This is a genomic window from Neobacillus sp. GCM10027624, assembly GCF_042675345.1.
Classification (GTDB): Bacteria; Bacillota; Bacilli; order Bacillales; family Cytobacillaceae; genus Neobacillus; species Neobacillus cucumis_D.
In genome coordinates this window covers 188071-208914 of sequence record NZ_JBHTHD010000033.1, presented here as the reverse complement: position 1 = coordinate 208914, position 20844 = coordinate 188071, and the positions used below count along the sequence as shown (strand labels likewise).

Below are 20844 nucleotides of genomic sequence, written 5' to 3'. Positions count from 1 at the left end.
TGGTGAAAAACGATGGGAAAACGGCATTGTTTATTTATAGATTTTGAATTTACCATGCCAGAAAGAAATGTCCGAATGAAGGAGTTTTATCCTGAAATTATTGAGGTTGGTATTGTTTCAGTAATAGATGATCAAATCGTTGATCAGTTTTCATCTTATGTGACCCCGCTTAAATTTCCTACGCTTTCAGAACGCTGTAAATCATTTCTACATATTTCTCAGGAACAGGTAAACAAAGGGATTACTTTTTTTGAATTAATTCGAAAAATGGAGGAGTTCAATCAAGGATATGAAATGACCATTGTTACTTGGGGAAATATGGACATGAAGGTGTTGCGCCATAATTGTCTTGCAGCCGGAATTCCGTTTCCATTTCATGCAGCCGAGTTAGATCTATCCATGGAGTATAAACGATTTTTTGGTGATCAAAACCAAACGGGGCTTTGGAAGGCGGTTCAAGAGTATGGCAAGGAAGGGACAGGCAGACACCATCGTGCACTTGATGATGCACTGACTACTTATAATATATTCAAGCTTGTTGAAAAGGATAAACGTTACTTGGAAAAACCTAAACCAACGACGATTGGGGACCGGGTTGATTTTTCAAAACTATTAAATGAATTCGCATAAAAGGCCAAATCATTCAAATTGATTTGGCCTTTTATGTTATTTCTATAGGCTGTTTTCGTAAATTATGTTGCTAATGAACATGGATGGTTGATTTCCACTCCAGGATGCTCGCTTTCCGCGGGGCGGGCGGTGAGCCTCCTCGTCGCTTTGCTCCTGCGGGGTCTCACCTGTCCCGCTGCTCCCGCAGGAGTCTCGCACCTTCCGCTTCAATCAACCTTTTTCCTATCACAACATATTTAAAAATTCCTTTAGAAAAGAGCCTTTATTTAAAATAATCCTTTTCCAAGGAATCTATCATTTTTAAGCTCATTTCTGCCCATTCTGAGGGGTTTTCATTTAGCTCTTTTTTCATTACCTCAATGGCTTCTTTTAAAGATACTTGGTAATCCGGTACTTCCTCTTCAAAATGCTTGACCATTTGTTTTGGAATATTTGCCTGCTCTCTGAAGGCAAGTGCGCGTCTTTCGTGGAAAACAAGTACATCTGCACTCTTCGGATTATGTAGGTCGCCTTGCATCGGATGTTTCTTAACCGCCAAAACCTTTACTAAATAATGTTGCGGCCGTTCCTCTGTTATTTCACCAATATATTTGCCTGTTTTATATATCGCTGTCACACGATCGCCAATTTTAAATTCTGCCAAAATAAGCCCTCCCTGCTCCTTCATATCTTTCATTTTAAAAGAATTAAAAACAAAGTGCAAAAATAGTAAATTTCGGTTAAATTAAACAAATGGAGGGATGATAATGAAAAAGAGCTTAAAAATATGGACTGCATTGCTTATCATCATGTTTGTAATAGCCGGATGCGGGACAAGCAATGACAAGCATGAATCTAAATCCAAAGGCAGTACATCAAGCACGGAACAAAAGGAAGGGGACAAAAAAGTGTCAAACGCCGTCTATCCTCAGCTAACAAAGGAAGTCTCTGATAAGGAAAGATTAGTCGAAATGGAAACTTCAATGGGAAATATTAAAATAAAATTATTTCCGGAATACGCTCCAAAAGCGGTTGAAAATTTTGTGAAGCACAGTGAGAAAGGTTATTATGATGGTCTTATTTTTCATCGTGTGATTAAGGATTTCATGATACAAGGCGGAGATCCGAACGGAAATGGAACGGGGGGAGAAAGCATCTATGGTGCACCGTTTGAAGATGAATTTTCGAATAATCTCTTTAATCTCCGCGGTGCATTGTCAATGGCTAACTCAGGTCCGAATACGAATGGAAGCCAATTCTTTATCGTACAAAATCCTGCTCTTGATCCATCCATGAAGGAACAAATGGAAAAAATAGGATATCCGAAGGAAATCATAGCGGCCTATGACAAAAATGGTGGAACTCCATGGCTTGATCACCGTCACACAGTGTTTGGACAAGTCATTGAGGGTATGGATATTGTTGATGAAATTGCTGATACTCCTGTCGATGGAAAGGATAAACCGAAGAAAGATGTTGTCATTAAAAGGATTAATGTCCTAAAATAACAAAGACTATAAACTTGGTTGAAACTATTTTTATTGCTATAATGGTATGAATGGATTTCCTTGATGAAAGGGAGAAAGAAAATGTTTCAACCACACATCTTGTCGTTATTTTTATATTTTCCGAAAGATAAATCAGAATATATTCCCGCTGCCATCACGTTTCTCATCTTCTTTATTGGAGCTATTTTTGCAATGAAATATATCATTGCCATTTCCAAACGTGAAGCTAAAAAGGCAAAAGAATTGGAAGATCGAATCATGAATCAGCATAATCAAAAGGAACAGTAAAATCACGCTGTTCCTTTTTCATTTATGAATAGCCCATAGACACATTGGAGATACTATTTACAAAATGTCTATTGTGGAGGTATTAGATGAAGAAATATTGGCTGATCCTTCCTTTGCTTTTACTTGCAGGATGTACCCAAGAAAATCCTAAAAAGATTGATGTTCAAATGTTTAATCCGGTTGGTGATTCCCTTGGGAAAATTACCTTATCAGAACAGGCAAGCGGAGTAAAGATGGAAGTAAATTTATCTGGATTAACACCAGGAGTACACGCGATACATATTCACGATACAGGAAAATGTGAGGCACCTGATTTTAAATCAGCGGGAGGCCATTTTAACCCGGATAATAAAAAACATGGACTGCTGAATCCGAATGGAGCCCATGCCGGAGATATTCCCAATTTAATTGTCGGAGATGACGGGTCGGTGAAAGCGGAGCTAATGGCACCAAATGTCTCTTTAAAGGATGGAAAAAAATCTCTATTTACGAAAAAGGGCACTTCAATTGTCGTACATGCGGGAAAAGACGACGGCATGACACAGCCTGCCGGGGACTCAGGAAAACGAGTGGCTTGCGGTGAAATTACAAAAGATAAGAAGCAAAAGGGTCAAGGTTCTCAAGATGAAAAATAATAAGTAAAGTTTGGCTTTCTCCTGCCTTGGAGAGGCCTTTTTTCATGCCTATTGATTACTAAAACTTGATTTCTGTTCTCTCTTTGCTGAAAATAAAAGTCGGAGTTTATAAAGAAATTTAGGAGTGCACAGCCATGCGGAATAAATTATATTATCAGGACCCGTACATTCAGGCTTTTTCATCTGCCATTTTGAAGCAGGAAAGAGATGACTCTGGAAACTGGTATCTTGTTCTAAAGGAAACGGCTTTTTATCCAACTGGTGGCGGTCAGCCGCATGATACCGGAACAATCGGTGGAAAGGCTGTCATAAATGTAGAAGAAATCGATGGAGAAGTTCGTCATTATCTTGAAGAGCCTTTAAAGGAAACGGATAAAGAAATCCAGGGAGCAATCAATTGGACACGAAGATTTGATCATATGCAGCAGCATTCTGGGCAGCATATTTTATCAGCTGCGTTTGACCAATTGTTTCATTATCAAACCGTGGGCTTCCATTTAGGGAAGGAGACGGTGACGATTGATTTAGAAACGGATACTTTAACGGAGGAAGAGGCCTACAGAGCCGAGGAACTAGCCAACCAAATAATCTTAGGGAATCGGCCAATCGAAGTAAAATGGGTGACGGAAAAAGAATTGTCCTTTTACCGCCTGCGTAAAGCAACGAAGGTAAAAGAAGATATTCGGCTTGTCATTATTCCTGAATTTGATTACAATGCATGCGGCGGGACCCACCCGAATACAACGGGAGAAGTCAGAGCGATCAAAATACTTGATTGGGAAAGGCAAAAGAAAAAAGTCCGCGTTCAATTTGTTTGTGGAAGTCGTGTTCTTCAGCAGTTGCACGAAAAGAATAAAATTTTGATAGATTTAACTAGGCTCTTAAATACTCCTGAGAAAGAAATGGGACAGGCCGTAATACGGCTTCTTGAAACTGGAAAAAGCCTTGAGAAATCACTTGAACACGCCCGGGATCAGCTGTTACATTATGGAGCAAGGGAATTACTTATAAAATATAAAGATCAAACCATCGGCGAAGTTTATCAAAACCGTACGATTCAAGAGCTACAAAAGTTGGCGCGTTTGATCACAACCGAAAATGAAGATGCACTTGTCTACCTGCTGTCCGAAAATGAAAACCGCCTGCAAATCGTTTGTGCAAGAGGTATTGCCAGGTCGGAAAATATGAAAACAATTATTGGAAAAGCTCTTGCCCTTATTAACGGAAAAGGCGGCGGCAATGACTCCTTTGCCCAAGGCGGCGGAGAAATAAAAATCTCGGGTGAACAAATGCTGCAACACCTAGTTAATTTCTAATTAAAATTGTAAAAAAGGCAAATGTTAATAAGTAGGAAGAAAAGAAGAATTTCGATAGAATTTTTGCATAAAAGTTGTTTGAAATAAATTTTCTATTATAATTAGGGGTAAATGAAATTTTTTTCAACTACTGAAGGGATGAGTTTAATTTGAGGACACAGCAAGTAGGAGTAGTTGGCGTTGGTGTTATGGGAAGAAGCCTGGCGCTAAATTTTGAAAGTAAAGGTTTTTCTGTCTCTATTTATGATCTATCTACTGAGAAAGTAAATGAAATACTTGACAATAACCAAGGAAAAAACCTATATGGTACAACAGATATAAAAGAGTTTATTCAATCACTTGAAATTCCCCGCAAAATTCTATTAATGGTAAATGCCGGTTCGATTACTGATAAGGCGATTGAGTCTCTCTTACCCCATCTAGATAAAGGTGATATCCTCATTGATGGTGGTAATAGCTTTTTCAAAGATACAATTCGTAGGAATTCCGATCTTGCCGAAAAAGGAATTCTGTTTATTGGCGCTGGCGTTTCCGGTGGGGAAGAAGGAGCGCTTAAAGGCCCGGCGATTATGCCAAGCGGTCAAAGAGAAGCATATGATGAGGTAGGCCCGCTATTAACGGCTATTTCTGCAAAGGTAAACGGGGAACCATGCTGCACATATATTGGTCCAAACGGGGCTGGGCATTACGTTAAGATGGTTCATAATGGTATTGAATATAGCGACATGCAACTTATTTGTGAGTCCTACCATCTATTGAAAGAGTTGCTTGGTTTATCTGCAGAGGAACTCCATGAAGTATTTAAGGAATGGAACGAAGGAGAACTGGACAGTTATTTAATTGAAATCACAGCGGACATTTTCTCGAAAAAGGATCCCGAAACAGGGAAGCCGCTTGTTGATGTTATTTTGGATACTGCTGGTCAAAAGGGAACGGGAAAGTGGACAAGTCAAAGTGCGCTTGATTTGGGCGTACCACTTTCGATTATCACGGAATCTGTTTTTTCACGGTTCCTTTCTGCTCTGAAACAGGAACGTGTTAAAGCGAGCAAGATTTTAAACGGTCCTGCCAAATTTGATTTTACCGGGGATAAGAAACAATTTATTGAATTGATTCGAAAATCATTATATTTAAGTAAAATTGTTTCCTATGCACAAGGATTTGCCCAATATAGGGTGGCTTCCGATGAATATGGCTGGGATTTAAAGCCAGGAGAAATTGCGATGATTTTCCGTGGCGGTTGTATCATTCGTGCAGCATTCCTGCAAAATATCAAAGAGGCATATGACCGTAATCCGAATTTGGAGAACCTATTATTGGATTCCTATTTCCAATCAATCGTTGCTGATTATCAGGATGCGGCGAGAGAGGTGGTTTCCGTTGCCATTAAGGCGGGTATACCAGTTCCGGGGCTATCTAGTGCCATTGCTTATTACGACAGCTATCGCTCTGAGGTTCTTCCTGCGAACCTGCTTCAAGCGCAGCGGGATTATTTTGGTGCTCATACCTATCAGAGAGTGGATAAAGAAGGCATCTTCCATACGGAATGGCTTGCAAAATAGAATGACAAAGCCAGGCAAATTTTATAAATTTGCCTGGCTTTTTATTAGGGAGAAAAAAACGTATACTAAAACTATCAAATGGGGGGTGAAATCTTTGGGGTTTTTTGATGGAATTATGGGGAATGCATCTGAAGTAACACCTGTAGAATTACAAAGGGAATATGCGAAAGTGCTTGCATCAAATGAAAAAATTGAAAAAGCGTATAAATTAATCCGGGATTTATTTATTTTTACGAATAAACGCCTGATTTTAGTGGATAAACAAGGGTTAACTGGGAAAAAGACTGAATATCACTCCATTCCATATAAAAGTATTACACATTTCAGTATTGAAACAGCAGGTAATTTTGATTTAGATGCTGAATTAAAAATATGGATTTCCGGAAATGCACTTCCGCTGCAAAAACAATTTAATAAGAACTTAAATATTTATGAACTTCAAAGCGTTTTGGCGGAATATGTACTTAAATAGGGGAGTTTAGGTGATAGGAATATGGAGAATAGTCAGCTTCAAACGAATTTAAAATTTGTTGATTTATTAAATGAATGGAATCCTTTTCAATTAAAAGAGGGGAACTATGACACAGAGATTGCTGATACGATTCAGGCGATTCATGAATTGGAGGATCCGTCCGAACTTGCGGAAAAAATTCAAAGCATTTACGAGTTTTCTTTTGAACAGGTTATTCCCATGGACCGCTGTCTTGAGATTGCTGGGAAACTGTTGGTCATTAAAAACAGTGATTCGTGCTCAATTTAAATAAAAAAAGAGGACATCCCGGAAAGGTTGTCCACTTCAAAAAGGGGGAATACTAGAAAGCCTTATAGAATAAGGATTTCCAGTTTCCCTTTTTTTATACATAAAATGGAGAAAAAATAAAAAAAGCGGCATATGCCGCGTCATATCATATACTCAAATGTTTCTACAATCCTTGATCAATGGTAGAGGATTGTGTATGAAACGCTTGGTCTAAAAGTTCTGATGCAGGAATATCTAATACGGTTGATAGCTTTAAAATCGTCTGTCTGCTTGGAACTTGCTCTCCAGATTCGTATTTTTCAATCGTAGATAATCCTACTCTAACCTTTTGCGCCAATTCTTGCTGTGTCATATTTTGCATTTCACGGCAGTTTTTAATTATTTGGCCGATTGATCTCATACTATTCACCTCTCCTAGAAAAAATTACTTTTATACATATTTTATCATACTATATCAATAATGCCGATGGTGAATTTGAACATTGTGTTAATTTTTAAAATATTTCTAGCAATTTTTATTGTCTTTTTGATTTAATGCCATAATTGTGATATAATTTTTTATTGCATATATTGGGATATAAATAAATCATGATTTAGGAGTGTTTTCATGTCGGAAAAAATCGAAACAGGCAGTATATTAACAGGTAAGGTAACAGGAATTCAGCCTTACGGTGCATTCGTGGCACTAGGGGAAAATACACAAGGTCTTGTGCATATTTCTGAAATTACACACGGCTATGTAAAGGATATTAATGACCATCTTAAAGTTGGCGATGAAGTAAAAGTAAAAGTTTTATCTGTAGATGAGGAAGCAGGTAAAATTGGTTTATCGATTCGAGCTACCGAAGAAGCTCCTGCTCAGCAGGCTGCAAAGCCGGTCAAAAAGCCTCGCAAGCGCCAAGCAGCTGCAATTGTTCCAGATGCTGAAGGAATGCAAGGATTTAATACACTAAAAGATAAGCTTCAAGAATGGATTGACCAATCACAGCGCGAAGAAATAAAAAAATAATAACCAAAAAGCCCGGATGTTTAGAGTTCTTATAACATCCGGGCCTTTTTATTAACAAAATCTAGTAAAAATCTTTTTTGATATTGGGTCATTCTTTTTCCCCGCCCGGCTACAATAATATTAGTACATATTTCAATCATTGAAATGGAGGAAAGCTTTATGGCAGCAGAAGTAAATACAAATAAATTAATTGAACAAACAGAGAAATATGGTGCCCATAACTATCATCCGCTTCCAATTGTCATTTCACAGGCAGAGGGAGTATGGGTGGAGGACCCTGAAGGCACTAAATACATGGATATGCTTAGTGCCTATTCCGCCGTTAACCAAGGTCATCGTCATCCAAAAATTATTCAAGCCCTAAAGGATCAAGCAGATCGGGTTACCTTAACATCACGGGCCTTTCACAATGATCAGTTGGGGCCCTGGTATGAAAAAATTTGCAGCTTAACGAAAAAAGAAATGGCGCTCCCAATGAATACCGGGGCAGAAGCGGTTGAAACAGCTTTTAAAGCTGCACGCCGCTGGGGTTATGACGTGAAAGGAATCCCGGAAAATCAAGCAGAGATTATTGGCTGTAATGGAAATTTCCATGGCAGAACGATGACGGCTGTTTCTTTGTCATCCGATCCCGAGTACCAAAGAGGTTTTGGTCCAATGCTACCGGGAATAAAGCTAGTCCCATATGGTGATTTAGAGGCATTGAAAGCAGCGATTACTCCTAATACTGCGGCTTTTTTAATTGAACCGATTCAGGGAGAGGCTGGAATTGTCATTCCGCCTGAAGGCTATATAAAAGCAGCATTTGATTTATGTAAACAAAATAATGTTCTCTTTATTGCCGATGAGATTCAGGCTGGCTTGGCCCGTACCGGGAAAATGTTTGCATGTGAATGGGAAAACATTGAACCGGATGTATATATATTAGGTAAAGCATTAGGCGGAGGGGTAATGCCGATTTCGTGTGTTTGTGCCAATAAAGATATATTGGGTGTGTTTAATCCTGGGTCCCACGGTTCTACCTTTGGGGGAAATCCACTTGCCTGTGCTGTTTCTATTGCTGCGCTTGATGTATTGGTCGATGAAAGGCTTGCTGAAAAATCCCAAGAGCTTGGCGAGTATTTTATTAGTAAGCTAAAAGAAATAAACAATCCAAAAATTAAAGAAGTCCGCGGACGCGGGTTGTTTATTGGGGTGGAATTAACTGAACCTGCACGTAAATATTGCGAAGAATTAAAGGAGCAAGGACTGCTTTGTAAAGAAACGCATGACACAGTCATTCGATTTGCACCACCGCTTGTAATTTCGAAAGAAGAATTAGATTGGGCAATAGAAAGAATTCAAAAGGTGTTGGGTTAAAAAGAAAAATCCTTGCTATATAAGGGCAAGGATTTTTCTTTTTTGTTCAATTTAAGGCACCTGGTATCTCCGATTTTTTACCTTGTGTCTGTTTCAGGTGACTCTTCAAATTGTTCATTTGCTTTGAATAAAAGGCCGAGATTTAAGAGTCCGGCTACTCCAACTAATCCATAGATAATCCGTGCGAGTGCGGTATTTTGGCCGCCAAATATGGTTGCCACAAGGTCAAATTGGAAAAACCCTATTAATCCCCAGTTTATCGCACCGATGATGGTAAGTACTAAGGCAATCCGCTGCAGAGAACCCATATATGTAGTTTCCTCCTTATTTTATTAATTCTTATCTTTAGATTGAAACAATTTCCAAAATTATATTCGCTTTTTCTTTTTTAAACATAAAACTAGTTTTTTGCAATTAACATCATAATAATAAATAATGAAGAAGGAAAAGGAGTTGAGATTTATGGAGAATTTTACTTTTTGGAATCCAACGAAATTGATTTTTGGAAAAGGGCAACTGGAACAATTAAAAAACGAGGTTCCGAACTACGGACATAAGGTTTTACTTGTGTATGGAGGCGGTAGTATTAAACAAAGCGGCCTTTATAGTCAAGTATTAGACATATTAAAAGAATTAAATTGTGAGGTTTTTGAGCTTCCGGGTGTGGAACCCAACCCTCGTTTATCAACGGCTCGAAAAGGTGTAGAAATTTGTAAACAAGAAGGAATCGAACTCTTATTAGCCGTTGGCGGAGGGAGTGTGATTGATTGCACAAAACTTATTGCTGCCGGAGCTAAATATGACGGGGATGCCTGGGATTTAGTAACTAAAAAGGTAATTGCCGCTGATGCTCTGCCATTCGGGACGGTTTTAACACTTGCTGCAACGGGTTCTGAAATGAACTCAGGTTCTGTTATCACGAACTGGGAAACAAAAGAGAAGTATGGCTGGGGAAGTCCTGCGACATTCCCAAAATTTTCAATTTTAGATCCAGTTCATACGTTTACGGTCCCGAAAAATCAAACTGTTTATGGGATTGTTGATATAATGTCACATACTATGGAGCATTATTTTCATCTAGAAGAAAGTACGGATTTTCAAGACCGCATGTGCGAGTCATTATTAATTACGATCATGGAAACAGCGCCTAAATTATTGGCCGACCTTGAAAATTATGAATACAGAGGAACAGTTCTTTACTGTGGAACAATGGCATTAAACGGCATCCTTAATATGGGTTACCGCGGGGATTGGGCTACCCACAATCTGGAGCATGCCGTTTCAGCCGTTTATGATATCCCGCATGGAGGCGGACTTGCCATCCTCTTTCCTAACTGGATGAAGCACAATCTTAACGTTAAGCCTGAACGTTTCAAACAGCTTGCTGTCCGGGTATTTGGTGTAAACCCGGAAGGAAAGAGTGCGGAAGAGGCAGGTCTGGAAGGAATTCAAAAACTGCGTGACTTCTGGAACAGCCTCGGAGCTCCATCACGTCTGGCAGATTACCAAATTGATGATAGCAAAATTGACCTGATGGCTGACAAGGCAATGGTATATGGTGAATTTGGTAACTTTAAAAAGTTAAACAGGGAAGATACTTTAGCAATTTATCGTAGTTCATTATAAGCTCCAAAGGCCCAGGCAACCAATGCCTGGGTTTTAAAAAATCTGTCGAAAATGGACACGCTTTCATTGTGTGCCCGTTCTTGATTATCACCCCGGCATTCGTTAAAGTGGTTATTGAAAATAAATTTACTGGAGGATCCTACATATGACACACGTTCGCTTTGACTATTCAAAAGCATTAACCTTTTTTGGGGAACATGAACTTACATATTTACGTGATGCTGTGAAAGTTGCACACCATTCTCTTCATGAAAAAACAGGGGCAGGCAACGACTTTTTAGGGTGGATTGACCTTCCAACTGAATATGACAAAGAAGAGTTTTCCAGAATCCAGAAAGCTGCAGAAAAAATTAAATCCGATTCAGATGTTTTACTTGTAATTGGAATTGGCGGTTCATACCTTGGGGCTCGTGCAGCGATTGAAATGTTAAACCATAGCTTCTACAATGTACTTCCTAAGGAAAAACGGACTACTCCTCAAATTATTTTTGTTGGAAACAACATCAGTTCTACTTATATGAAAGATGTAATGGACTTGCTGGATGGCAGAGACTTTTCAATCAATGTTATCTCTAAATCTGGGACAACAACAGAACCGGCAATCGCTTTCAGGATCTTCCGCAAGCTGCTAGAGGAAAAATACGGCAGGGAAGAAGCTCGTAAAAGAATTTTTGCAACCACTGACAAGGCAAGAGGTGCGTTGAAAACATTATCCAATGAAGAGGGCTATGAAACGTTTGTGATTTCGGATGATGTCGGAGGTCGTTATTCTGTTTTAACAGCGGTTGGTCTTCTGCCAATTGCGGTAAGCGGGGCAAACATTGAAAAAATGATGGAGGGGGCAGCACAAGCCCAAGAAGACTTTAGCCAGTCTGAACTTGAAGATAATGCAGCCTATCAATATGCTGCTGTAAGAAATGCTCTGTATAATAAAGGTAAAACGATTGAAATGCTCATCAACTATGAGCCGGGACTTCAATATTTTTCAGAATGGTGGAAGCAGTTATTTGGAGAAAGTGAAGGCAAGGATCAAAAAGGAATTTTTCCTTCGTCCGCTAATTTTTCAACTGATTTACATTCACTTGGACAATATGTTCAGGAAGGGCGCCGCGATTTATTTGAAACGGTAATAAAAGTTGAACAGCCGCGCCATGAATTGACCATTGAAAAGGCAGATAATGATTTAGATGGCTTGAATTATCTTGCCGGCCAAACGGTTGATTTTGTGAATAATAAAGCCTTTGAAGGAACGATGCTCGCCCACACAGATGGCGGAGTTCCAAATTTAATCGTGACCATCCCATCTCTCGATGAATACACATTTGGCTATCTTGTCTATTTCTTTGAAAAAGCCTGTGCAATGAGCGGTTATTTACTTGGAGTGAATCCATTTGACCAGCCGGGAGTTGAGGCTTACAAGGTAAATATGTTTGCCTTACTAGGGAAACCAGGTTTTGAGGAGAAAAAGGCAGAACTTGAAAAGCGGTTAAAATAACAAAAAGAGAGTGCTGAAAATCATCCAGCACTCTCTTTTTGTTTTGAATTTCTTTCTGTTGGAGAAACTATCTTCATTGAAGATAAGGAGGTTTTATGATGATTGAGTTACCATCAAAGGTAGAGGGGCAACAGTTTGATTTATATAAGCTGGAACAAAAATTAAAGCCAATCGGCTATATGATTGGCGGTAATTGGGATTATGATCATGGTGCATTTGATTATAAAATCGATGGTGAAGATGGGTATGAATTTTTAAGACTTCCATTCCAAGCAGTTGACGGGCAGCTTGATGCAAATAATTGTACAGTTGAATTAGGAAGACCCTTTCTCTTATCCCACGAATACCAATCGGACATTGATGAACGTGTCGATTCGGCAGGAACCTTTAATCAATTTCAGGAACCTGTTGATAAAGATGCAAGTTTTCCTACTCAGTTTATTGATAATGGCAAAGCACTTGTACAAGAATTAGAATCAGTTTTATTATCAGAGTAGGAATTATTTAAAAATTAACAGTAAATCATGTTTTTCTATTCTGAGGGAGTGGGAAGGATTTAAAATGGTTTCTTCCCCTCTTTTGATCCCCATTACTAAATTTCCTTCTTTTAAATGATGATGACAGACCTCTATGAAGGTTTTTCCCATTTCATTTTCATTTACTTTGTTGGCGGACAATCTGCTTTCCTGTAATTGATGGACGAAATCTGATAAAAGACCATCCCCATTGGAATGAAGACTGTTTACCATAAACACACTTGTTAACTTATTGGATTGAATGACTTCGTCTGCTCCTGCTCTAAGTGCATTTACCACTTGTTCCGCAGTTAAGATTTCCACAATACATTTTACATTCGAACATAAGCCTTTAATGGTTAATAAGGTTAAAATACTGTTCATATCGGCTTGAAGTTCATCATTTCCCCGATCGGCCGTTATCAAAACCTTTTCTGCCACCGTTATATTACTTTTTGTAATCGTTTCGTCAACATGACCCTTGCCTTGAATAAAGTGGACAAATTTTGAGTGTACCGGGTTTGCTTCGAGGGTTTCATCAATTAAAACAACCATTTGCGGAGAGCTTGGACGGGTGATCTTATCAATCAACTCTCTTGACCTTTCATTCCAGCCAATAATGATAATATGGCCTTCTCCTTTAAAGTCAATTTTTCCTTCTGATAAGGCATCCTGTTTTGTCACAGCTGCTGCTGCTAAGGTTCCAAAATAAGAGGAAACGATACCGGCGCCAAGCAAAATGAGTATTAATGCGATAAACCTGCCCAAAAGGGAGTGTGGAACATAATCCCCATACCCCACTGTTGTACCGGTAATAATCGCCCACCAAATACCATCAAATATAGACGGGAAGGTTTTAGGTTCGATAAAATGTATAGAAATTCCAAATAGTAGAAACACTAGTAAAGCAATTAGTAGGATTCGAATTAAGAGAGGTAATCTTAAAAAACTAATATAAACACGGTTTGGCATGTTCTCACCCCGATCCTCGATTCTCTTCCCATTATTGACGTAAAGAAGGCTAATCTAATCAGGTATCTATACATTTTCTATTGCTGTAATGTCACAAAAAACTTTGACTTTTTTTTGGTTTATTCTACTTGTAAACGTTTCCGAAATCGAATAAATTAGGACTAATAACATGTAAACATTATCTACGAGAAACGGGGTCGAAGGGATGAATATGACTAAGCACTCACTATTAACGAATATTGAAAAAACAAGATTAGAAATGATTCTATTAGCGCATCAGTTTGGATATTCTAATCCCCATGTTGTTCAATGCAGTCAAAAACTCGACCTTTTGCTAAATGATTATAGTAAAAAGATAAATATGAATTAAAACACCTTCCGGGTCTCTGGAAGGTGTTTTTTTCTTATAAGAAGGATGAAAAGTTTTCCAACTACTTGAAAGGGATAATTTTCTACTGGGATGCAAAATTTAACTATAATTAAAAATTTTGAGGTGTAGCAGGTGTCTAGTGAAACGAAAAAGGAGCAAAAGTTGATTTTTTTTGCTTTGTTGGTTTTGGCCATTTATTTATCCCCGCTTTTTATTCTACAGGAAAATGCCCATATCCGTGTTCACGATAACTTAGATTCAAATTTGGCATGGTATAAGGTGCTTGCTAAAAGCGGAGAAATGTTCGGCCCGGTAAATGGGATGATTCCTCAAATTATTAATGGAGTCCCAAGAAATACATTCGGAACAGAGTTTAGCTTGATTGTCTGGCTATATGCTCTATTTCCAACGATGATTGCCTACGGAATCAGCCAAGCCATTACAAGGATTGTTGCTTTTTTTGGAATGTATTTGCTTTTAAAGAAACATTTTCTGCCGGGGGATAACTGGAGTTTTTATCAAGTAAGTGCTGCATTAGCCTTCGCCCTAACCCCGTTTTGGCCGTCGGGAATGTTAAGTACGTTGGGAATGCCTCTTGCCCTTTGGGCTTTTCTAAATATCCGTAAGTCGCAAGGAACAGCCAAAGATTACGTAACACTTACGTTGCTACCTTTATATTCGAGCATTGTTCTAGGATTTTTCTTCTTTTTAAGTGCAATGGGAATTTTTTGGCTTGTTGATGTGATAAGAGGAAAAGGGTGGAATCTACGTTTTTTATTTTCCATCGTGTACATGATCTTCATTTTCATGATTGTAGAATACCGTTTAGTGTATTCCTTTTTATTCGTTTCTGAAGCAAATAGCAGGGATGAATACTTCCATGCCCATTTACCTTTATGGCGGGCGATTCGACTGACATTTAAAAACTATGTGCTGGGGCATACCCATGTCATGACTGTACATACTCTCTTTATCCTCCCAGCGACATTTATTGCTTTGTATTTTATTTATAAGAAAAAAATATGGAAACAAGAAAAGCTCTACGTGTTCTTATTTACCTTGAATTTTGCATTATCCCTTTGGTATGCCTTTTGGTTTTACAAGGGGTGGGTGCCAATCACAAAGCGGTTTCATTTTATGGATACGTTTAACTTTGCCCGCTACCATTTCCTACGGCCGCTCGTCATTTACGCCAGCTTTGCTCTTGCCTTAAAAATTATTTCGCTTCAAGGAAAAAGCTGGGCTAAAACCGCGAAATGGTTTGTCGTACTGCAACTACTGGTTTTAGGGTTATTTAACGATGAAATCATTTACCATCAGAAACCGACAGTAAAAGAATTTTATGCAGAGGACTTGTTTAAGGAGGTAAAAGAATACATCGGCCTTCCACAGAAGAATTACAGGGTTGCCAGTATTGGGATTCACCCGGCTGTATCTCAATACAATGGCTTTTACACGCTTGATACGTACAATAATTTTTATCCGTTAACCTATAAGCATCAGTTCCGGAAAATAATTGAAAAGGAATTAGCAAAAAATAAAACAGTTCGCACTTATTTTGACAAATGGGGTGGGCGCTGCTACCTATTCACGGCCCAGCTCGGAAAAAGGTACATGATCAAAAAAGACTCAAAAAGGCACTTAAAGGATTTACAGCTGAATACAGCCGTTTTTAATCAATTGGGCGGCCAGTATATTTTTTCAGCCTTACCGATTGATAATGCAGAGGAAAATCAACTTAGCCTTGAAAAGGTGTTTAAGTCAAAAAACTCAGCATGGAAAATTTATTTGTATAAAACAATCGAGACATCGGAGGTAATGACTAGATGATTGAAGCAAACCTTACGATTGTGGTTCCTTGCTATAACGAGGAAGAAATACTGCCTGATACGATTTTCGAATTAAAGCAGCTTTTAGAAAGCTTGAAAGAGGAAAAGCTTGTTTCCTCTTTCAGCAAAATCCTTTTTGTTGATGATGGCAGTAAGGACCGTACCTGGGAAATCATTTATAAAGAAGGCTTAAAAAATGAAGCGATCCGCGGCTTAAAGCTATCTAGAAATGCCGGCCACCAAAATGCACTCTTAGCGGGTCTTTTTACGGCAAAGGAAACGTCCGACTGTCTGATTACGATTGATGCCGATCTCCAGGATGATATTCAAGTAATCCGGGAGTTTATCATAAAATATCATGAAGGCTGCGAGATTGTTTACGGGGTCCGAAAAGGCAGGGAAACGGATACAATTTTTAAAAGAAGCACGGCGCAGGGTTTTTATAAAGTGATGAAAAAAATGGGTGTGGATTTAATTTATAATCATGCCGATTTCCGACTAATGAGCAAAAGGGCAGTTGAGGAACTGGAACGCTTTAAAGAGGTAAATTTATTTTTAAGGGGAATTGTTCCGCTCCTTGGTTTCCGTTCCGATGTTGTTTATTACGACCGGAAAGAACGACTTGCCGGCGAAACAAAGTATCCATTGAAAAAGATGATTGCCTTTGCCCTTGACGGCATTACTTCTTTCTCCGTGTCTCCGATTCGCTTTGTCTTGTTTATCGGGTTTATCTCCTTTTTTATGAGTCTTTTATTTGGGGGGTATTTTTTAACTCTTAAGTTTTTAGGGAATACGCAAACTGGGTGGACTTCGCTTATTACGTCCGTCTGGCTGATTGGCGGCTTACAGCTCATTGCTATTGGATTGATTGGAGAATATGTTGGGAAAATCTATAAAGAATCAAAGCAGCGTCCAAAATATATAATTGATATTGATTCCTTTAATTTGCCGGTTTCTAGGCACCACTTACTAAATCGAACCCTTGGAGATGACTATTTTAAAAGAGAGCTAAAAAAGGCCACTGAAAGGAACTAAGCTAAAACGAGTTTTTCTGAAAAAGGAAAACTCGTTTTTTGTAGTACAACCTATCTTTCCTGAATAAAAATGAGAAGACAGGCTTTATTTTTAGGCAGGAGGAGAGAAGATTGAATATATTTCTAAGCTACATTTTACTGGGCTTATCACTAGCTGCGCCGATTGGTCCTATCAATGCAGCACAAATAGACAGGGGCATTCGGAGCGGCTTCATGCATGCCTGGTTAATCGGGGTGGGAGCCGTTGTGGCAGACGGGGTTTATATGCTCATCGTTTATATAGGTGTGGTTCAGTTTCTTGAAACACCAATCGTAAAAGCTTTCCTGTGGTTCTTTGGCTGCTTTGTCCTAATTTATACAGGAATTGAAAGTATGGTAAAAGCCGGTACAGTAAATTTAGCGTATACAAGAAATAAGGAAGCCTTGATCAAATCATTTTTCTCTGGCTTTTTCATGTCAATTTCGAATCCATTAACGATTTTATTTTGGTTAGGGATCTATGGATCTGTCCTGGCAAAAACAGCAGCCACTTCTAATCGTGCTGAATTAATGATTTATAGCGCTGCTATATTTATCGGTCTTTTACTTTGGGATATTACCATGGCGGGGGTTTCCAGCAGTTTCCGCAATTTTTTAACTTCCCGATTATTAGTGATGATTTCACTTTTTTCCGGACTTTCTTTGATTGGTTTTGGGCTCTATTTTGGTATCCAAGCATACCAGCTTTTATTTTAATTATTTTCACTTTTTTGAATTGAATGGATTGACAAAGAAAATGACCTCCTATTAATATTATGTTTAATAGACGATATTCAGTAAATCGTAATATTTATTAGATGAACATCCAAAACATTACAATGGGGGGAAGATTGTGCATCTTATAGCTCAAAGAAGTGAATTAATCGAAGTTGCCAAAGGAGAACGGGCCGCTGATTTGTTTATAAAAGGCGGAACGGTCATTAATGTATATTCAGGAGAATTCTTGAAACTTAATATTGCCGTTTATAAGGATTGCATTGCCTATGTGGGACCAAGTGAAACTTCGATTGGTCCCGAAACAAAGATCATTAATGCAGAAGGAAAGTATGTATCACCTGGGTTTATCGAGGCACATGCCCACCCATGGGTGGTTTATAATCCCGTAAGTGTTACGGAGAAAGTGCTGTCCTTAGGAACCACCACTACTGTAAACGATAATTTATTTTTTTATCTACATATGGGGGCAAAAGGATTTAAAAAGATGGCGAACGATTTAAAAGCTTTGCCAGGAAATTTCCTATGGCTGATCCGGCTTGTCTCACAAGCAGATTATCCGGGTGAACGGGAATGGTACAACCATAAGGATATTCAAGGATTACTAGAACTTGATAATGTCGTGGGATCAGCGGAAGTAACGCGTTGGCCGCTTTTATATCAAGGGGATCCATTTTTACTTGAAACAATGGATTTTATTAAGAAACTGGGTAAGGTTTCTGATGGGCATACTGCGGGCTGCTCTTATGAAAAATTAAATGCGGTTGTGGCATCCGGTGTAACAGCATGTCATGAAGCAATTACAGCTAAGGAAGCTTTTGACCGTCTTAGACTAGGCATGTGGACAACACTTCGTAATAGCTCTTTACGCCCGGACTTGGAAGAGCTTGTAAAACTTATTGTCGATGGGAACGTTAACACGAGCAGAATTGTGATGACAACGGACGGTCCGCATCCTGGATTTATTGAAAAAGAAGGCTTTGTCGATGGACTTGTCAGACAGGCTGTTGAACTTGGTGTCCCTGTGATGAATGCCATTCAGATGGTCACCATTAATGCTGCAACCTACCTAAGGCTTGATGACTACATTGGAGGTATTGCTCCCGGCAGAAAAGCAGATATTCTACTGCTTCCGAATTTAGTAGATTTTCAACCTGATATGGTCATTGCATCTGGAAAAATTGTTGCTGAGAATGGAGAATTAAATGTATCTCTTCCTGAAATCGACTGGAATCAATATATTGTAAGGGAACCATTTGCTTATTCAACATCAGCCTTAGAAAATTTGAATCTGTACCGCTATCCGCATCCATCCGAAAAGGTTCCTGTGCCAGTTTCCTATTTTAAAAGTAATGTCATTACCCAAAGAAAGGATACGGAACTTCCATCCGTAAACGGATATGCGGATCTTTCGCACCATGAAGGGCTTGTATATGCTGCTTTAATTGATCGAAGGGGTGAATGGGTCTCAAAGGCGATATTAGAAAGATTTGCCGTAAATCTGGATGGTATGGCTTCTACCTACAATACGACAACTGAATTGCTCGCCGTCGGAAGAAATCCGGAATCGATGAAAAAGGCGGCAATAAGAGTCCATGAAATGGGAGGAGGAGTTGTGATTGTTGACGGTGATGAAGTAGTGTTGGAAATTCCACTGCCGCTGACGGGAATGATGACATCGGATCCATCCTTTTCTGCAGCAGTGAATTACCATGACCAACTTTTGGCTGCTGTACAGGAGCGCGGATTCCCGTTCCATGACATACTTTATACATTGTTATTTTTAACCTGTGATTTTCTACCGGGGCTTCGGTTAGTTCCATATGGATTATATGAGGTCAAGACAGATGAGATTTTACTGCCTTCATCGCCTCTCAATTCGTTAACCTATCAAATTAATAGTTAAAAAAACAGAAGCAGCCATCAAAACTTGGCTGTTTCTGTTTTTGCTATTGAACTATTTTACCGAGTAGTGCCATACCCCATTTACAAGCTCTTTCTCAATTTTTCCCTGTAATTCAAGATAGTCTAGTTGACCAATGATTTCGGACATGACAAGAGAAAATTGCTCGTAATAAGTAGTTTTGTAATAGCCCTCAGCAATTGCACTGCCAGTTAGGCATCCGGATTGAATGAATTGAATTACCCGCTCTGCTTTTTTCTCAATCCGCTCCAGTCGTTTTACGATCAATGAATCAGGTTTTTCAATTAGGATGCCATGGCCTGAAAAAACAAGATCCGCATGAAGGGATAGGCATTTTTTTAAGGAAGCGATCTGCTGTGAGAGGGTTGGAAGCCGAGCCCCATATGAATCCGGCTCAACTAATGCATTACTTGAAATATGCTCAATCAACAAATCTCCTGAAAACAGCCAGTTTTGTTTTTCATGATAAAAGGCGATTTGGTCCTGAGAGTGTCCCGGAACCTCAACGATTTGAAAATTGCTTACTTGTTCATCTTCAATCGGAATGAGGTGAGCTTGAATCGCATTTTGTTTGTTTTGTTCGATCGCTTTTCTCAAATAGGATGCCTGGTGTTCTCCCTTATCAGCACAGCCCATTTCCTTGTAAAGATTGGAATAAAAGTCCACCCTCATTTCCAGGAAGTTTTTGTCCCGTTTTAACCGCGCAATGGAAGCATGGTGACAATAGACTGGAATTGGGTTTACTGATGTAATTCTATTAACTAAGCCTACATGGTCGATATGATGATGTGTAAGGAGGATTTCCGTTATATCCTTTATTGTAAATCCATTTCTTTTTAGGACAGCCATTAATCCATTCCAACATGCCTCGTTATTCCATCCGGCATCAATCAACGAAAGGGATTGATCCTGTTTAACTAAATAGAAGTTTACGCTTTTTAATGATGACGGTTCAGGAATCATGATTGGGAAGACCTCAATGCAAGCTTTCTTTAATTCAATCAAAGGTTACACCTCTCTTTATTTTAATAATTTTGAAATTTACCATAAATTATATCAACCCATGGTGTCTTCAACAATTAATTTGCACAGTCAATTTGTATGTTTTTACTACGTCCGTATTAAAAAAGTATAAAAGTAAGAAAACAGAAGAATCGGCATGAAAATGAAAGAAAATAGCAGATTATATTATGTAAATGAGTGTATTCGCTATTTTAAAAATAATATGAAAATTGTGTATATTATGTATATAGCACGACAGAAATAAAATCATAATAAAA

23 protein-coding genes are annotated in these 20844 nt (G+C 38.8%); 18 read left to right on the top strand and 5 right to left on the bottom strand.

The genetic code is table 11. The features are described from left to right. Positions 1-12: 12 nt before the first annotated feature. Complete coding sequence (kapD, locus tag ACFQZ9_RS30625; RefSeq protein WP_198310347.1) at positions 13-630, top strand: 3'-5' exonuclease KapD; 618 nt, start codon at positions 13-15, stop codon at positions 628-630. Between the two features lie 262 nt (positions 631-892). Here the strand turns inward: kapD and kapB are convergent, their stop codons facing one another. After that, positions 893-1273 (bottom strand): kinase-associated lipoprotein KapB, encoded by a 381-nt coding sequence (kapB, locus tag ACFQZ9_RS30620; protein ID WP_498947123.1) that lies wholly within the window; start codon positions 1271-1273, stop codon positions 893-895. A 103-nt stretch (positions 1274-1376) separates the two neighbouring features. On the opposite strand from kapB, the gene ACFQZ9_RS30615 reads away from it, so the two are divergent. The 7 genes from ACFQZ9_RS30615 to ACFQZ9_RS30585 all read left to right on the top strand — a co-directional run bounded on the left by ACFQZ9_RS30615 (position 1377) and on the right by ACFQZ9_RS30585 (position 6678). Then, on the top strand, positions 1377-2117 hold the full coding sequence (locus ACFQZ9_RS30615) for a peptidylprolyl isomerase (RefSeq protein WP_286180035.1): 741 nt from the start codon (positions 1377-1379) through the stop codon (positions 2115-2117). 81 nt (positions 2118-2198) lie between these two features. Continuing rightward, entirely contained in the window at positions 2199-2405 is a 207-nt protein-coding gene (locus tag ACFQZ9_RS30610; protein WP_198310345.1) for a hypothetical protein, read from the top strand. Between the two features lie 86 nt (positions 2406-2491). Further along, positions 2492-3040: a superoxide dismutase family protein gene (locus ACFQZ9_RS30605; protein WP_498947122.1), complete on the top strand. Its 549-nt coding sequence runs from the start codon at positions 2492-2494 to the stop codon at positions 3038-3040. 134 nt (positions 3041-3174) lie between these two features. Next, positions 3175-4356, top strand: coding sequence for an alanyl-tRNA editing protein (locus ACFQZ9_RS30600; protein ID WP_498947121.1), 1182 nt, complete (start codon positions 3175-3177; stop codon positions 4354-4356). Positions 4357-4505: 149 nt separating this feature from the next. Next, complete coding sequence (gene gnd / locus ACFQZ9_RS30595) at positions 4506-5918, top strand: NADP(+)-dependent, decarboxylating phosphogluconate dehydrogenase (protein ID WP_498947120.1); 1413 nt, start codon at positions 4506-4508, stop codon at positions 5916-5918. A 94-nt stretch (positions 5919-6012) separates the two neighbouring features. Next, positions 6013-6390 carry a PH domain-containing protein gene (locus tag ACFQZ9_RS30590; RefSeq protein ID WP_198310341.1) on the top strand — a complete coding sequence of 126 codons (378 nt, stop codon included), beginning with the start codon at positions 6013-6015 and terminating at the stop codon, positions 6388-6390. Positions 6391-6411: 21 nt separating this feature from the next. Beyond that, on the top strand, positions 6412-6678 hold the full coding sequence (locus ACFQZ9_RS30585; RefSeq protein WP_498947119.1) for a DUF1871 family protein: 267 nt from the start codon (positions 6412-6414) through the stop codon (positions 6676-6678). Between the two features lie 163 nt (positions 6679-6841). Here ACFQZ9_RS30585 and ACFQZ9_RS30580 read toward each other — a convergent pair whose 3' ends face one another. Continuing rightward, positions 6842-7078 (bottom strand): helix-turn-helix domain-containing protein, encoded by a 237-nt coding sequence (locus ACFQZ9_RS30580; RefSeq protein WP_026576081.1) that lies wholly within the window; start codon positions 7076-7078, stop codon positions 6842-6844. A 207-nt stretch (positions 7079-7285) separates the two neighbouring features. Here ACFQZ9_RS30580 and yugI point away from each other — a divergent pair, with 207 nt between their 5' ends. Then, positions 7286-7687, top strand: a complete 402-nt coding sequence (yugI, locus tag ACFQZ9_RS30575; protein WP_026576082.1) for a S1 domain-containing post-transcriptional regulator GSP13 — start codon at positions 7286-7288, stop codon at positions 7685-7687. A 159-nt stretch (positions 7688-7846) separates the two neighbouring features. Next, entirely contained in the window at positions 7847-9046 is a 1200-nt protein-coding gene (locus ACFQZ9_RS30570; RefSeq protein ID WP_198310339.1) for an ornithine--oxo-acid transaminase, read from the top strand. 77 nt (positions 9047-9123) lie between these two features. On the opposite strand, the gene ACFQZ9_RS30565 is transcribed toward ACFQZ9_RS30570, so the two are convergent. Next, positions 9124-9354, bottom strand: coding sequence for a DUF378 domain-containing protein (locus ACFQZ9_RS30565; protein WP_198310338.1), 231 nt, complete (start codon positions 9352-9354; stop codon positions 9124-9126). A 154-nt stretch (positions 9355-9508) separates the two neighbouring features. On the opposite strand from ACFQZ9_RS30565, the gene ACFQZ9_RS30560 reads away from it, so the two are divergent. The 3 genes from ACFQZ9_RS30560 (at position 9509) to ACFQZ9_RS30550 (ending at position 12664) form a co-directional block, all read left to right on the top strand. Beyond that, positions 9509-10672, top strand: coding sequence for an iron-containing alcohol dehydrogenase (locus ACFQZ9_RS30560; RefSeq protein WP_498947118.1), 1164 nt, complete (start codon positions 9509-9511; stop codon positions 10670-10672). Positions 10673-10817: 145 nt separating this feature from the next. Next, a complete protein-coding gene (locus ACFQZ9_RS30555) occupies positions 10818-12167 on the top strand; it encodes a glucose-6-phosphate isomerase (RefSeq protein ID WP_498947116.1) in 1350 nt (449 codons plus the stop codon). 98 nt (positions 12168-12265) lie between these two features. Then, a complete protein-coding gene (locus ACFQZ9_RS30550) occupies positions 12266-12664 on the top strand; it encodes a YugN-like family protein (protein ID WP_133334085.1) in 399 nt (132 codons plus the stop codon). A 3-nt stretch (positions 12665-12667) separates the two neighbouring features. Here ACFQZ9_RS30550 and ACFQZ9_RS30545 read toward each other — a convergent pair whose 3' ends face one another. Continuing rightward, positions 12668-13654 (bottom strand): potassium channel family protein, encoded by a 987-nt coding sequence (locus ACFQZ9_RS30545; RefSeq protein WP_498947115.1) that lies wholly within the window; start codon positions 13652-13654, stop codon positions 12668-12670. 211 nt (positions 13655-13865) lie between these two features. Between ACFQZ9_RS30545 and ACFQZ9_RS30540 the strand changes: the two genes are divergently transcribed. The 5 genes from ACFQZ9_RS30540 to ACFQZ9_RS30520 all read left to right on the top strand — a co-directional run bounded on the left by ACFQZ9_RS30540 (position 13866) and on the right by ACFQZ9_RS30520 (position 19546). After that, positions 13866-14024, top strand: a complete 159-nt coding sequence (locus ACFQZ9_RS30540; protein ID WP_198310334.1) for an aspartyl-phosphate phosphatase Spo0E family protein — start codon at positions 13866-13868, stop codon at positions 14022-14024. Between the two features lie 132 nt (positions 14025-14156). Beyond that, positions 14157-15854, top strand: a complete 1698-nt coding sequence (locus ACFQZ9_RS30535; protein WP_498947114.1) for a DUF6044 family protein — start codon at positions 14157-14159, stop codon at positions 15852-15854. Next, on the top strand, positions 15851-16888 hold the full coding sequence (locus ACFQZ9_RS30530) for a glycosyltransferase family 2 protein (protein ID WP_198310332.1): 1038 nt from the start codon (positions 15851-15853) through the stop codon (positions 16886-16888). Before ACFQZ9_RS30535 ends, ACFQZ9_RS30530 begins: the two co-directional genes overlap by 4 nt. Positions 16889-16998: 110 nt before the next feature. Continuing rightward, positions 16999-17622, top strand: coding sequence for a LysE family transporter (locus ACFQZ9_RS30525; protein WP_198310331.1), 624 nt, complete (start codon positions 16999-17001; stop codon positions 17620-17622). Between the two features lie 136 nt (positions 17623-17758). Then, positions 17759-19546, top strand: a complete 1788-nt coding sequence (locus ACFQZ9_RS30520; RefSeq protein WP_498947113.1) for an adenine deaminase C-terminal domain-containing protein — start codon at positions 17759-17761, stop codon at positions 19544-19546. Between the two features lie 51 nt (positions 19547-19597). On the opposite strand, the gene ACFQZ9_RS30515 is transcribed toward ACFQZ9_RS30520, so the two are convergent. After that, positions 19598-20569, bottom strand: coding sequence for an MBL fold metallo-hydrolase (locus tag ACFQZ9_RS30515; RefSeq protein WP_498947112.1), 972 nt, complete (start codon positions 20567-20569; stop codon positions 19598-19600). Positions 20570-20844 lie beyond the last annotated feature (275 nt).

Coding starts and splice junctions, on each gene's coding strand:
- ACFQZ9_RS30585 (WP_498947119.1), top strand. CDS start 6,412: ATGGAGAATAGTCAGCTTCAAACGAATTTAAAATTTGTTGATTTATTA.
- ACFQZ9_RS30530 (WP_198310332.1), top strand. CDS start 15,851: ATGATTGAAGCAAACCTTACGATTGTGGTTCCTTGCTATAACGAGGAA.
- ACFQZ9_RS30605 (WP_498947122.1), top strand. CDS start 2,492: ATGAAGAAATATTGGCTGATCCTTCCTTTGCTTTTACTTGCAGGATGT.
- ACFQZ9_RS30615 (WP_286180035.1), top strand. CDS start 1,377: ATGAAAAAGAGCTTAAAAATATGGACTGCATTGCTTATCATCATGTTT.
- ACFQZ9_RS30600 (WP_498947121.1), top strand. CDS start 3,175: ATGCGGAATAAATTATATTATCAGGACCCGTACATTCAGGCTTTTTCA.
- ACFQZ9_RS30570 (WP_198310339.1), top strand. CDS start 7,847: ATGGCAGCAGAAGTAAATACAAATAAATTAATTGAACAAACAGAGAAA.
- ACFQZ9_RS30565 (WP_198310338.1), bottom strand. CDS start 9,354: ATGGGTTCTCTGCAGCGGATTGCCTTAGTACTTACCATCATCGGTGCG.
- ACFQZ9_RS30545 (WP_498947115.1), bottom strand. CDS start 13,654: ATGCCAAACCGTGTTTATATTAGTTTTTTAAGATTACCTCTCTTAATT.
- ACFQZ9_RS30560 (WP_498947118.1), top strand. CDS start 9,509: ATGGAGAATTTTACTTTTTGGAATCCAACGAAATTGATTTTTGGAAAA.
- ACFQZ9_RS30610 (WP_198310345.1), top strand. CDS start 2,199: ATGTTTCAACCACACATCTTGTCGTTATTTTTATATTTTCCGAAAGAT.
- yugI (WP_026576082.1), top strand. CDS start 7,286: ATGTCGGAAAAAATCGAAACAGGCAGTATATTAACAGGTAAGGTAACA.
- ACFQZ9_RS30580 (WP_026576081.1), bottom strand. CDS start 7,078: ATGAGATCAATCGGCCAAATAATTAAAAACTGCCGTGAAATGCAAAAT.
- ACFQZ9_RS30540 (WP_198310334.1), top strand. CDS start 13,866: ATGACTAAGCACTCACTATTAACGAATATTGAAAAAACAAGATTAGAA.
- ACFQZ9_RS30555 (WP_498947116.1), top strand. CDS start 10,818: ATGACACACGTTCGCTTTGACTATTCAAAAGCATTAACCTTTTTTGGG.
- ACFQZ9_RS30550 (WP_133334085.1), top strand. CDS start 12,266: ATGATTGAGTTACCATCAAAGGTAGAGGGGCAACAGTTTGATTTATAT.
- kapD (WP_198310347.1), top strand. CDS start 13: ATGGGAAAACGGCATTGTTTATTTATAGATTTTGAATTTACCATGCCA.